At 45.8% G+C, this 12,634-nt stretch carries 10 protein-coding genes; 5 read left to right on the forward strand and 5 right to left on the reverse strand.

Features of this window, described 5'->3' with window-relative positions:
- Positions 1-71 precede the first annotated feature (71 nt).
- Entirely contained in the window at positions 72-1,415 is a 1,344-nt protein-coding gene (locus ACSQ2E_RS20400; RefSeq protein ID WP_435993639.1) for a GntP family permease, read from the reverse strand.
- A 304-nt stretch (positions 1,416-1,719) separates the two neighbouring features.
- On the opposite strand from ACSQ2E_RS20400, the gene ACSQ2E_RS20405 reads away from it, so the two are divergent.
- A complete protein-coding gene (locus ACSQ2E_RS20405; protein ID WP_435993648.1) occupies positions 1,720-2,571 on the forward strand; it encodes a MurR/RpiR family transcriptional regulator in 852 nt (283 codons plus the stop codon).
- 41 nt (positions 2,572-2,612) lie between these two features.
- On the opposite strand, the gene ACSQ2E_RS20410 is transcribed toward ACSQ2E_RS20405, so the two are convergent.
- The 3 genes from ACSQ2E_RS20410 to ACSQ2E_RS20420 form a co-directional block, all read right to left on the reverse strand.
- Positions 2,613-3,935, reverse strand: a complete 1,323-nt coding sequence (locus ACSQ2E_RS20410; RefSeq protein ID WP_435993650.1) for an aspartate aminotransferase family protein — start codon at positions 3,933-3,935, stop codon at positions 2,613-2,615.
- Between the two features lie 569 nt (positions 3,936-4,504).
- Positions 4,505-5,890, reverse strand: coding sequence for a YjiH family protein (locus ACSQ2E_RS20415; RefSeq protein WP_435993652.1), 1,386 nt, complete (start codon positions 5,888-5,890; stop codon positions 4,505-4,507).
- Positions 5,891-5,964: 74 nt separating this feature from the next.
- A complete protein-coding gene (locus tag ACSQ2E_RS20420; RefSeq protein WP_435993654.1) occupies positions 5,965-7,344 on the reverse strand; it encodes a sigma-54 interaction domain-containing protein in 1,380 nt (459 codons plus the stop codon).
- Between the two features lie 221 nt (positions 7,345-7,565).
- Between ACSQ2E_RS20420 and kynU the strand changes: the two genes are divergently transcribed.
- The 3 genes from kynU to ACSQ2E_RS20435 all read left to right on the forward strand — a co-directional run bounded on the left by kynU (position 7,566) and on the right by ACSQ2E_RS20435 (position 9,741).
- Entirely contained in the window at positions 7,566-8,843 is a 1,278-nt protein-coding gene (gene kynU, locus ACSQ2E_RS20425; RefSeq protein WP_435993656.1) for a kynureninase, read from the forward strand.
- A 21-nt stretch (positions 8,844-8,864) separates the two neighbouring features.
- Positions 8,865-9,488, forward strand: a complete 624-nt coding sequence (kynB, locus tag ACSQ2E_RS20430) for an arylformamidase (protein ID WP_435993658.1) — start codon at positions 8,865-8,867, stop codon at positions 9,486-9,488.
- Between the two features lie 115 nt (positions 9,489-9,603).
- Positions 9,604-9,741 carry a hypothetical protein gene (locus ACSQ2E_RS20435; RefSeq protein WP_179884835.1) on the forward strand — a complete coding sequence of 46 codons (138 nt, stop codon included), beginning with the start codon at positions 9,604-9,606 and terminating at the stop codon, positions 9,739-9,741.
- A gap of 118 nt (positions 9,742-9,859) precedes the next feature.
- On the opposite strand, the gene ACSQ2E_RS20440 is transcribed toward ACSQ2E_RS20435, so the two are convergent.
- Positions 9,860-12,109 carry a UvrD-helicase domain-containing protein gene (locus tag ACSQ2E_RS20440; protein ID WP_435993660.1) on the reverse strand — a complete coding sequence of 750 codons (2,250 nt, stop codon included), beginning with the start codon at positions 12,107-12,109 and terminating at the stop codon, positions 9,860-9,862.
- A 280-nt stretch (positions 12,110-12,389) separates the two neighbouring features.
- Here ACSQ2E_RS20440 and ACSQ2E_RS20445 point away from each other — a divergent pair, with 280 nt between their 5' ends.
- Positions 12,390-12,623: a hypothetical protein gene (locus ACSQ2E_RS20445; protein WP_435993662.1), complete on the forward strand. Its 234-nt coding sequence runs from the start codon at positions 12,390-12,392 to the stop codon at positions 12,621-12,623.
- Positions 12,624-12,634: the final 11 nt, after the last annotated feature.

The raw sequence follows: 12,634 nt of genomic DNA on the forward strand, positions 1-12,634 counted from the left end.
CCTCCTAAATAAATAGAGAAAAGGAAGAAGCGACATGGCTCTTCCCTCTTCTGCTATTATTCTATCCTAATTTAGCTAATGAATATCCCTAAAATGAACACAACGGCAAATCCTACAAAACCGATGAGTGTCTCCATCACGGTCCAAGATTTTAACGTATCTTTTACATCTAATCCAAAGTAACGGTTCACTAACCAGAAACCACTATCGTTTACATGAGAGAAGACTGTCGCCCCTGAAGCGATGGCAATAACCATCAAACCAAGAACGGGACCCTGCATACCAAGAGTTTCGATCAGCGGGCTCATCAATCCTGCCGCTGTTACCATGGAAACAGTCGCTGATCCTTGAGCGACACGAACGACCATGGCGATCAAGAAGGCAAGGGCGATCGGTGGCAGGCTTGAACCAGCCATCATATTTCCTAATACTTCCCCAACCCCGGAGTCTATCAATACTTGCTTGAAAACTCCACCGGCACCTGTTACAAGGATGATGATCCCTGCAGGTTCAAGTGCTTTCGTTGCAATGTCCTGAACTTCCTGGCGGGAATATCCGCGCTTCGTTCCTAATAGAACGAACGTCAACAATGTTGCAATCGTTAAAGCTACGAACGGATGTCCCAAGAAAGTCAGGATGGAACGAATCATGTTTCCTTCATCCAGGATAACACCCGAAAGCGTATTCAATAGAATCAATACTAATGGGATCGAGATAAGAGAAGCAATCAAAGCGAAACTTGGAAGCTCTTTATCATACTCCATTTCTTCTGCCTGCATATAGTCAGGAACCACTGCATGAATTCGTTTTGAAATCCATTTTGCAAAAAGTGGACCAGCGATGATCATGGATGGAACACCGGCAATCGCACCAAACAGGATGACCCATCCAAGATCCGCCCCGATCAAGTCAGCAACCGCGATCGGTCCCGGAGTCGGAGGGATGAAGCTGTGTGTTACGGCAAGACCTGCAAGCAATGGAATTCCATAGTACAGGAGTGACTTGCCTGTTTTTCTAGCTAAACCGTATACAATCGGTACAAGAATGATGAATCCAACATCAAAGAATACGGGAATGGCAACCAGGAAACCTGTGATCCCAAGGGACCATTGTGCCTTATCTTCCCCAAATTTGTTAATCAGTGTCTGAGCCAGTCGTTCCGCTCCCCCTGATACTTCAAGCATGCGTCCGAACATCGCACCTAAACCAACGACAACGGCGACAAACCCGAGGGTCCCGCCCATACCGCTCTGTATCGATGCCACTACTTCCTGCAGCGGCATGCCGGCAGCGATCCCTACGATTAAACTTACTAATAATAGGGCAACAAAAGCGTGAAGCTTTGTTTTAATAACTAAAAATAATAAAAGAAAAATTCCGGCCAGTGCCACTAAAATGAGCATTTGATCTGACATTGTGTATCCCTACCTTTCTTCCCTCACGGCAGCCCTGCTGCCAATATTTTATTCCATATGATCCTGCTTCTTTGTTCCCGACGGATTCGTAAAGCGTTTGCAAAACACTTTATGTAACTATTACTCTCTTAATTCAATAAGAGAACAGCCTTTTCGAACGAACAAATGATTAGGAAAATTATTTTCTGTCTATCTCTATTATAAAAAATATTTTTCTTTTTGCAACCGTTTACAGAAATTATTTTTATTTTTCTTCGAATCCTTGTATAATGAAACTATGAAAACCCTTACAGGAGTGGTGTCAATGAGTCAACATCAACATTGTTTAGCAAGCATCCGTTCACACTATCCCCAATTCAGTGTGACGGAGAAAAAAATTGCCGATTATATATTAGAAAATCCGAACGAAATCATCCATTCCACGATCAATGGTCTGGCAGAAGATTTAGGAGTGGCCGACTCCACCGTTTTTCGTTTTTGTAAACGAGTCGGCTTTAAAGGCTATCAGGCGATGAAAATCGCTCTTGCCTCAGAAATCGTGACTGGACTTAAGGACATCCACGAACGCATCGATGAAGGCGACACGGCACAAACGATCGCCACAAAGGTATTCAGGTCCAACATCAAAACCATCGAAGATACTTTGATGGTGGTGGATGAGAAAAAGTTAATGAGAGCCGTGGACATGATGAGCACCGCCCGTTCCATCGAGTTCTTCGGAAGCGGTGGGTCCGGTGTCATCGCCCTTGATGCGTATCATAAATTCATCCGGACCGGTCTGCGTGTGCATGCGGCAAGTGACAGCCATATTCAGCTTATGACCGCTTCCCAGATGACGAGTGACGATTGCGCCGTTTTCATATCCCACTCAGGTTCGACAAAGGATATTCTTCAGCTTCTCGACATTGTGAAAGAAACCGGGGCCAAGACCATATGCATCACCAATTTCGCCAAGTCGCCGTTAAGCCAGAGGGTCGACACACCTCTCTTCACCGTTTCAGAGGAAACCGACTACCGTTCAGAAGCTTTGTCATCCCGCATTGCTCAGTTAACATTGATTGATGCTCTCTATGTGAACTTAATGATGATGAGGGAAACAGAAGGACAAGATGCCCTCAGGAAGATGAGGAAGGCCATTTCGGTTAAAAGACTATAAAAAAAGGTTGATCAGTTCTGAACTGATCAACCTTTTTTATTTTAATCCAGGTGACTCATCAGTGATGCTTCGTACTCTGTCACCGCTTCATCCAGCATGTGAAGACCGGCGTCGATCTGCTCTTTTGTAACGGTAAGGGGTGGAATCATGCGGATCACTTCGGAGTGATTTCCGCATAGATAAAATAAAACCCCTTTTTCAAGCGCCCCGTCAAGGATGTCCATCAAGCCTTCCTGATTCGGTTTACCCGTCTTTGGATGGACGATTTCAATCCCGATCATCAAGCCAACCGCCCTGATGCTTCCGATCACAGGATGTTTTTCTTTCAACTTCTCGAGCCTCGAAACGGCGTATGCACCCATCGTCTTCGTATTATCAAGGAGTCTTTCCTCCTTCATGACCTCAAGGGTGGCAAGAGCGACAGAGCATGCGATCGGGTTCCCGCCGAATGTCGTCCCATGGCTTCCAAGCGGCCACTGTTTCATCAGCTTATTGGACGCCACCGTCGCGCTCAAAGGAAGACCCGAAGCAATTCCTTTCGCGATCGCCATGATATCCGGCGTCACATCGAAGGTTTGCGCGGCAAACCAATTACCGGTACGTCCGAATCCCGTTTGGACCTCATCGAAAATCAGTAAAATATCATGCCTGTTGCAAATCTCCCTTACCTTTTTAAGCCAGGCTTTCGGAGGGACGATATATCCCCCTTCCCCCAATACCGGTTCTAAAATGACACACGCCACTTCTTCCGGGGTTACCTGATGATCAAAAAGTGTTTCAAAATCCTTTTCAAGCTTGCTGACAACATACCGGGCTGAATCCTCTCCCTCTGGACACTCCCGTTCATTCGCGTACGGAATCTGATACGTTAATCCTGAAGGCTGCATGAACTTTCGATACTTACTTTTTGAAGTCGTTACACTGAGTGCCCCCAATGAGCGCCCATGAAAACATCCCGTAAAGGAAATGACATAAGGACGCTTCGTTACATATTTAGCAAGCTTGATCGCCCCCTCGATCGCTTCAGTCCCGCTGTTGGCAAAGAAGAAACTATCCAGGTCCCCGGGTAGGATCTCTGCCAGTTCATCAGCCAGGCGAAGGATCGATTCATACATGATGACGCCTGAAGGACCGTGCATCAGACCGTCTGCTGCATCTTTGATCGCCTGTACGATTTTCGGGTGACGATGACCCACATTCGTCACGGCGATGCCAGAGGTGAAGTCAAGATACTTCCTTCCGTCCAGTCCGTAGTAGTAGCACCCTTCCTCTTTCACTACCGGTAAATTCGGATGATCCTTTGCCATGCTCGGTGCCAGACGATCCGGCATCCCCTCAATAAGCTGTTCAAACGTTCGTTCCATTTCAGTACCCCCATTTATTCTTATAGTATAATGCTAGATTGTCGAGGTTTTACTTAAAGCAGTTGTCATAACTTTGTTGTTAAAAGGAAAGTGCTGGTTGATTTCCGCTGCAGGTGCTCGCTTTCCGCGGGGCGTGAGTTGAGCCTCCTCGGGCTTTGCCCTGCGGGGTCTCAACTTTCCCGCAATTCCCGCAGGAGTCGAGCACCTTCCGCTTCAATCAACTTTATAAGCTTACGTTTCTTAAATGACTAATTTCAAAACCGACTTTCCACGTATGGAATTGTTATTAGCATACGACAGTCAAAAGTTTCTGTAATCGAAATCCTGTTCTTTCCATTGATTTTCATCACTACTGAGCTCTGTCACACTCACCTTGTTTAGATGGTGGTGGGAACTGCGTAGACTCCTGCGGAAAACGGGCGTGCCGAGACCCCGGAAGCGAAAAGCTGAGGAGGCTCGGCCGTACGTCCGCGGAAAGCGGAGCAGTTCCCATCACCATCCTGCACTTACAAGTTGACAGAGCTTAGGCATATTCTGATTTCGACGTAACAACATCTGCGAAAGGTGTCCTACATAAAGAAAAAGTGCGCCAGTAATGCGACGATTGGTAGCGTGATGATGGTTCGTTGGATGAAGATGATAAAGAGATCCAGGAAGCTGATGGGAATTTTGGATTTGATTAATAGGATCCCGATTTCAGACATGTAGATTAATTGAGTCAAAGACATGGCTGCGATCACAAATCTCGTTAACTCGCTTTCGATCCCGCTACCCACCACTGCAGGCAGGAACATATCGGCAAATCCGACAATCATCGCAGGGGCAGCATCAGCAGCCTGCGGGATTTGCAATAGCTCAAGAAGAGGTACGACCGGGTAAGCCAGCACATCAAACACTGGGGTATACTCTGCCACGACTAAAGCAAGCGTTCCAAGGGCCATGACGAGTGGAATGAGTCCGAACCAGATATCAAATACGTTCTGCAGTCCTTTTTTGGTCACTTCACCGACACTTTTCACTTCAGATGCTTTTTCCACGGCTTTTTCGAAGCCCCATTGAAGACGGGAAACATTTTCAGGTACCGTTTCAGAGATTTGCATTCCGACCGGCTCATAATACGTATCTTTTTTGCGGGAAAGAGGCGGGATGCGCGGGCAAATCACCGCTGCTGCGATCCCGGCAATGACGACCGTTCCGTATAATTGCACAAACATGGATTCCAAACCTATGAAACTGACGATCACGAGACTGAAAGCAATCGATGCAACGGAGAAGTTTGTGGCAATGACCGCGGCTTCCCGTTTTGTGTAATAGCCTTCTTCAAATTGTTTCGTTGTAATGAGGACACCGACTGTCCCACTCCCCATCCAGGAAGCCAGGGCATCAATGGAAGACCGTCCCGGCAGCTGGAATAAAGGCTTCATGATTTTCTGCAGCAGGGTCCCGAAGAAATCCATAAGTCCAAAATCTAATAAAAGTGGCATCAATAAACCTGCAAATAAGAACCATGTGGTCAGAACAGGGACTAACGAATACAGCACCGTTCCCCCTGTATAGTCGGATATGATCCACTCCGGACCGATCCCGTTGACGGTCATAATGGCAAAGACTGAACCTATGACACGGATCGTGATCCAGAACGCACCTACATCAAAAAGCCCTTTTAAAAATGGTTGCGTGACGATCCACTTAGGTTGAAGAAGTTTTGTATAAATGGCCATGAGAGCGGATATCCCAAATATGATCGTCATGAATAATGGCAATACTCCTTCTAACATCCCCTGAAAATAAGAAGCAAAGATCCCGACCCCGATGGTCATGTTCCCTTCGTATGTCACAGGGACCAAAAACAGCAATACTCCTATCAAGGAAGGAATGATAAACTTCATTGCTTCCCTGGCTGATCTCCCGGACCGGGTTTGTAACTGACTGACATTCTGTTTTCCAACCTCCATTGTCAAACACCCCTTTGAAATGATTCAATTATCCTTCTACTCACTAAAGAACTTGCAAATATCATGCCAACTTTTTATCCAATGTTGTACTTTTTCATTTTTCTGACTACTGAAGGCTGACTGATCCCAAGGTTTTGTGCCATTACAGTCGTCGTTTTATACTGCTGCCTCGCTTTCTTCAGCACCTGCTCTTCCACCGCTTCAAGGATGTTCTTCAGTGATTGTCCTTCACGGTCCAACCCGGAAAGATCCCCACTATGCTTTATGTATCGCCCTGGAAGGTTCTCCATTTCAATGATCTGCCTGGAAGATGTGACAATCAGTCTCTCGATCAGATTCATCAACTCCCTGACATTCCCTTTCCACTCCTGAATGAGAAGCTGATGGATCACCCCTTCATCCAATGTCCTCCGGCGCTGATATTTTTCACAAAAATAACCTATAAAATAATCGATCATCGTAATAATATCCGATGTCCGCTCCCTTAAAGGCGGGATCGTTATGGGAACGACATTCAGACGAAAGAATAGATCCTGCCTGAATTCCCTGTTCTCAACTGCCATCTCCAAATCCCTGTTCGTCGCTGCCAGGACCCGGAAGTCCACTTTCCTTTGCTTCGTACCGCCGACCCGATAAAATTGTTTCTCTTGGATGAATTTTAAGATTTTCACTTGATTAGGTTGTGACAGCTCCCCGATTTCATCGAGAAACAGAGTACCGCCTTCTGCAAGTTCAGCCAATCCTACCTTCCCCTTGCGATCTGCCCCGGTGAACGAGCCGGGTTCATAACCGAAGAACTCAGCTTCAAACAAGGATTCCGGTATGGCACCGCAATTGACCTCAATGAAAGGTCCCCCTTTTCTTTGGCTTTTATTATGGATGAATTTCGCAATATGGGACTTACCGACACCTGATTCCCCTAACAATAGGACATTCACATCCACTTCTGCCACCTGCAGGGCAATCTGGAGAACCCTCTTCATCTCATCACTTGTGGCAATGATCCCTTCCGAATAATAATGACGGCTCCTGAGGATTTCGAGTTCACTTTTCACCCTTTCCATCTCATCTTCCATGTCCTCTAAATATTTCTTCATATTCAATAATTCTGTTACGTCATGTGAATAGCTGACGACCCGCACAAGTTCTCCATTTTCATGAAAAACCGGAATCCCTGTAACCAGGAGCTTTTTTCCTTCTTTACTTGTCTGAACCAGCGTAATTTTCTTTTTTTCCTTTAATACCAATGGAGTTAAAATCGGAGTGAAGATTCCCTCTTTCTCAAGATCATAGACGGATTTCCCTACCATATCCTCTGATTTCACATTATAAATACCACCAGTCGCCTCACTGACTTTCAAGATGATTCCATCTGTATTCGTTACCAAAATATCGTCCTGCAATGAGTGAAGGATTGCTTCGTTTTCATTCCAACTTTTTTTCGTCTCAGTCACCCTGGTCACTCCTTTCATCTTCACCGGATTATTCAATGATGAATAATCTCACTGAATTTTATTATATTAATCCATTTATACCAGACTATTTTGACTTTTTATACATTTTTGAATAATTTATTTAAAAATGCATAAAAACCACCCCTCTTACAAAACAATTATTTTACTATTCAAATCATTTCGATTATCATTTTGGTAAGACTGTTAAAGGTGGGATAGGGATGACACATGCATTAACGTTGAAACACGCCAAAGAGATGGATAAACGGGATACGCTTGCCCATTTCCGAAAGGAATTCTACATAAAGGAAGATCATTATTATATGGATGGGAATTCCTTGGGCCTGCTATCGAAGCGAGCCGAGGAATCGCTTTTGACCTCATTGAATGATTGGAAGGAACATGGAATCGATGGCTGGATGGACGGGCAGGAGCCGTGGTTCTATTATTCCGAGAAGCTCGGAGGAATGACAGCTCCTTTAGTGGGTGCAGAAAAGGAAGAAGTCATCGTGACGGGTTCCATCACGACGAATCTTCATCAGTTACTGGCCACCTTCTATCAACCTCAAGGAAAACGAACGGGGATCCTGGCAGATGAACTGACTTTCCCTTCGGATATTTACGCGGTTCAAAGTCAGCTTGAATTAAAGGGGTATTCCCCTGACGAGCATCTGGTCCAGGTGAAAAGCAGGGATGGGTATACCCTGCGTGAGGAAGACATTATTCATCAAATGACCGATGAGATCGCCCTTATCCTCCTACCGTCCGTCCTTTACCGAAGCGGGCAGTTGCTGGATATCAAAAGGTTGACGGAGGAAGCCCACAAACGGGGCATTGTCATCGGATTCGACCTCGCCCATTCGATCGGAGCCCTTCCCCATCAGCTGCACGAAGACGGTGTGGACTTTGCGGTGTGGTGCAATTACAAATACTTAAACAGCGGACCGGGTGGTGTAGGGGGATTGTTCGTTCACAACCGGCACAGGGGGAAGAAGCCTGGTCTTTCCGGCTGGTTCAGTTCCCGTAAGGATGCGCAGTTCGATATGGATCATACGCTCACTCATGCTGATTCTGCCGGAGCATTCCAAATCGGGACCCCCCATATTTTGAGCAGCGCCCCCCTCCTCGGCTCTCTTCAGTTGTTTGAAGAAGCCGGGATCGAGAATCTGAGACAGAAATCCCTTTCTCTTACAAGGTTCATGATGGACTTATTCCAGCAGGAGCTTAACGGCTATGGATTTACCATCTGTAACCCCCTTGAAGATGAACGCCGGGGCGGACATATCAGTCTGAAGCATGAGGAAGCGGCAAGAATCTGTAAAGCCTTGAAAGCAAACAGGGTGACACCTGATTTCCGGGCACCGAATGTGATCCGCCTGGCACCCGTGGCTCTTTATTCGTCGTACGAAGATGTATGGGAAACGATTCACATCTTGAAAAACATTATGGAAAAAGAAGAATATAAGCAGTTTGAAAATACACGGAATGTGGTCGCTTAACACAGAAAGGATGAGGCAATCATGAAAATGATCGATATTTCAAGACCCCTGCATAATGAAACTCCTGTTTGGCCCGGAGACACGCCATTTTCCTTTTCCTTGAATTGGACGAAGGAAGAAACGGGATCCGTCAATGTCGGCCAGCTGACCATGAGTTCCCATACCGGGACCCATGTAGATGCCCCCTTCCACTTTGACAGTGACGGGAACCGGATCCTTGATATGTCCCCGGAACGTTTTATGGGACCGGCCATCGTCGTTTCCTTGGAGGGTGCGCCTGACATCAGTCCTGAACGATTAATGAAGATCGACTTTACCGATGTCAAAAAAGTTCTGTTTAAAACCAATGCCTGGAGTGATCCAAACCGATTCCCCGGGCATATTCCCCCTATCACGAAAGAACTTGCCCCTTTTTTAAAGGAAAAGGGCATTGATCTGATCGGGGTGGATCTTCCCTCTGTTGATCCTTTGGACAGCAAGGAATTGCACGCCCATCACTCACTGCGGGAACATGACATCGGGATTCTCGAAGGGATCGATCTTACCCATGTAAACCCTGGTATATACGAGCTGGTGGCCCTCCCCCTTCCCCTTAAAGAAGGGGACGGATCTCCGGTTCGTGCCGTTTTGATTGACCGAACGTAAAATAGCGAACCTTTTTGTCCTTCGGGTCGAATATATCTCCACTCCTTTTTCATAGACTGATAGTAGACGTATAGAATCATGTACAGGAAAGAGTCAGAAAAAAGGAGTGGGGCTTATGGGAATCACCATCACCATCGGTTTTATTGTGATCCTTGGAATAATCATGGGTATTCTTATTTATTTTTTAAGACAGGCTTTGGATTCGAATGATTCGAAGAAGGTTGATTCACGTGATGATCATTTTTCGCAGTGAGGGATCGGTTTATTGATTGACATGTGTATTTGCAGCATTTGTTGATTTTTTGTAGAACGGTCTATAAACCGCAAAAAAGCCCCGGCGTCCTTCACTTTCCAGGACGCCGGGGCTTTTTTTATTCGATAATGTCCTTTTCTCCCAGTTTCATCGGGCTTGAACAAAGGGGACAAATCTTGGATCCGGTATCTTCATGGGTTTCCGGCCTCTGCCAGGCAATGCACTCAGAGCTTGTGCACACCCAGGCAAGAATCTTACTCACCTTTCCACTTCTCACCTTTTTAGATGGTTTCGGCTCCGCGTGTGGTGTCTGTTTGAATAGATCCGCAATAAAACGCGAGCTCTTCCGCTGTTCCCCTTGATAATAGGCCGGGGAAGAAATGAACAATTTCTCTTTTGCCCTTGTGATGGCTACATAGGCAAGGCGCCTTTCTTCCTCCACTGCACCCGTTGCCTTCTCTTTTTGGTTCGGGTCCTTGTAGACCTTATCCTCGAGCTTATTGGCATTAAGGGCTGAACTGTGGGGAAGATTCCCTTCGATGGCCCCGATTAAAAACACGACGGGGAACTCAAGGCCCTTTGACCGGTGAATCGTCATAAGGGATACACTGTCCGTATCCTTGCTTCCTCTTTGATTCGAATAGATTTCCTCATACTTCGCTTTCATCTCATCAATAAAGGTAATGAAGCTTGAAATCGTATCAAAGCGCTTGGCCGAGCCTTCAAGCTCGTCCAGCATTTCTTTAATGAGCTCCTTCTGTTCGGTCACCACGTGAGATTCCTGGGCGTCGATGTACTGGTGATAGAATTCCTTCCTGATACGTTTGATGGCACTTTCCGGAGATTGGTCACCGATCTCCTTCAGGAACTTCATCCGTTCTTTCACATTCTTCACCTGAAAAGGCTTCAACCCGGATAAAGTCGTTAAGTGAATGAGGGGATACTTCTTCCGCTCTTTCTGTTCTTCTTCCAGGATGTGAGCCATTCCCCGGTCTCTTCGGATAAAAAGTGTGGGCAACAGCGATTCCATGGCTGAGAAATTTCTTGGGACGATCGATAATCTCAAGTAATCCACCACGGGCTTCACGGTCCAGTTATCATAGAAAAGGGAATCCTTCTGATTGTATGGTGTGAAGGGGATCTCCTTTAATAGGAGTTGCTCAAAGACGGCACGCCCACTGCTCATCGTACGGTGGAGAATCGTCATATCTCCATAACCATAGCCTTCATCTCGTAATCTCTGAATCTCCTCTGTGATCCAGACGGCTTCTTCATCAGCTGTGGCGGGTCTTGAATAGAGAGGCTTCTGTCCCTCCACTTTTGTAGCGATCAGCTCTTTCTTCCTCCGGTGGTCATTCCGCCCGATGACTTCATTCCCGAGTCCGATGATATAAGCGTCTGACCGGTAGTTTTCTTTTAAGGTCACGACTTTGGCATCGGGAAACTCCTCATCAAAATCCAAAATGAATTCGTTCCGTGCGCCGTTAAAGGTGTAGATCGTTTGATCATCATCCCCGACCACGAACAAATTACGATGAGCCGCTATCAGTTTAATAAGCTCATATTGAACCAGATTCGTATCCTGGAATTCATCGACCATCACATACTGGAAACGGTGCTGAAGGGAAGTCAGCAGATTCGGATTTCCCAATAGTAATTGATACGCCTCTGTCAAAATATCATCAAAATCCATCTTATGATTCATGCGCTTCCACTCTTCATATTTTAAGAGGATGCTTCGTACTTCTTTTTCTGACTTTGACTTCTCAGGGAGCTCCCGTATATCCTTTTGATTCAGCTTATAATGAGAAAGCTTGGCAAGGAGCGTCTCGGCGTCATACGGATCATAAATATTCATTTCTCTCTGGATCTGTTTCAAAATGATTTGTTTATAGCGCTCGTTCCCGATCACTTCCTGTGTGTAATGACGGGATCTGAGTAAATAAAGGAACAGGGCATGAAACGTGCTGGCATGAACCTGTGCACCATGCTCTGCTCCCGGAAGTCTCGCGATCCGCTGTTTCATTTCTTCTGAGGCTTTCTTGGTGAAAGTGACCAGCAAAATATTTCTCGGCTGAATATCTTTCACAGCCATCAAGTAGCCTGCACGGCAAACGAGAACCGTCGTCTTTCCCGTGCCCGCACCGGCAAGGGTCAGGCAGGGTCCTTTCACATGACGGACCGCTTCAATCTGAGCCGCATTCAGATGAATGCCCGCTTCTTCCATCGTCCGAAAGAAAAAAGCATCCTCGTCATGGGAGGATATCAGCTGCTTCGTGGTTTCTCCCCTATGGAGCGGGGCCACGGGGATCTCCTTCTTATCTGCTTCATATGGATAAATGGAATAGTTGGATAATACTTTATTCAAAGCTCATTCTCCTAGCTTTTCTTTGCGATTCATAACCTTCTCATCATAACAAGAGCCCTTTGTGAATAGCAATGACAATCTCAGGACGAAAGAGATGCACGACTGGATATGTAAATACTGTTAAACGATTGTTTAATCCCCCGAACCCTAGTAAAATAAATGTTTTGAAACATTAAACAAACGTTTGTTTAAAATTAATCAAACGTTTGTTTAAATCGGATATGCTCCCGGAGGATTAATATATTGAAAGAAAAGGTAATAGAACATTAGGTGATAAACAATGAAACTAACAAAATGGGGCTTTACCCGCTTCAACAGCATAAAAGCAGAATTCGACCAATTCCCCCACTCCCTGGTAATACTAAGGAAAATCAGAAACTACTACTTCGTCAACAAAATCCACTGGTCTGCACTCGACCCCGTAGTAGAAACCCATCATCTAGAACAAATGGAATTGCTGGTGAACAGGGAAATGGATCTGGAGGAGAATTACCTTAGGAGGAGATTGGATTAAAAGCTGTTACT

Source organism: Rossellomorea sp. LjRoot5 (genome assembly GCF_964253455.1).
Lineage (GTDB): Bacteria > Bacillota > Bacilli > Bacillales > Bacillaceae_B > Rossellomorea.

What these genes read in the sequence shown, in the direction of transcription:
- ACSQ2E_RS20400 (WP_435993639.1), bottom strand. Translation starts at nt 1,415, where the DNA reads ATGTCAGATCAAATGCTCATTTTAGTGGCACTGGCCGGAATTTTTCTT.
- ACSQ2E_RS20435 (WP_179884835.1), top strand. Translation starts at nt 9,604, where the DNA reads ATGGGAATCACCATCACCATCGGTTTTATTGTGATCCTTGGAATAATC.
- ACSQ2E_RS20410 (WP_435993650.1), bottom strand. Translation starts at nt 3,935, where the DNA reads ATGGAACGAACGTTTGAACAGCTTATTGAGGGGATGCCGGATCGTCTG.
- ACSQ2E_RS20445 (WP_435993662.1), top strand. Translation starts at nt 12,390, where the DNA reads ATGAAACTAACAAAATGGGGCTTTACCCGCTTCAACAGCATAAAAGCA.
- ACSQ2E_RS20415 (WP_435993652.1), bottom strand. Translation starts at nt 5,890, where the DNA reads ATGGAGGTTGGAAAACAGAATGTCAGTCAGTTACAAACCCGGTCCGGG.
- kynB (WP_435993658.1), top strand. Translation starts at nt 8,865, where the DNA reads ATGAAAATGATCGATATTTCAAGACCCCTGCATAATGAAACTCCTGTT.
- kynU (WP_435993656.1), top strand. Translation starts at nt 7,566, where the DNA reads ATGACACATGCATTAACGTTGAAACACGCCAAAGAGATGGATAAACGG.
- ACSQ2E_RS20405 (WP_435993648.1), top strand. Translation starts at nt 1,720, where the DNA reads ATGAGTCAACATCAACATTGTTTAGCAAGCATCCGTTCACACTATCCC.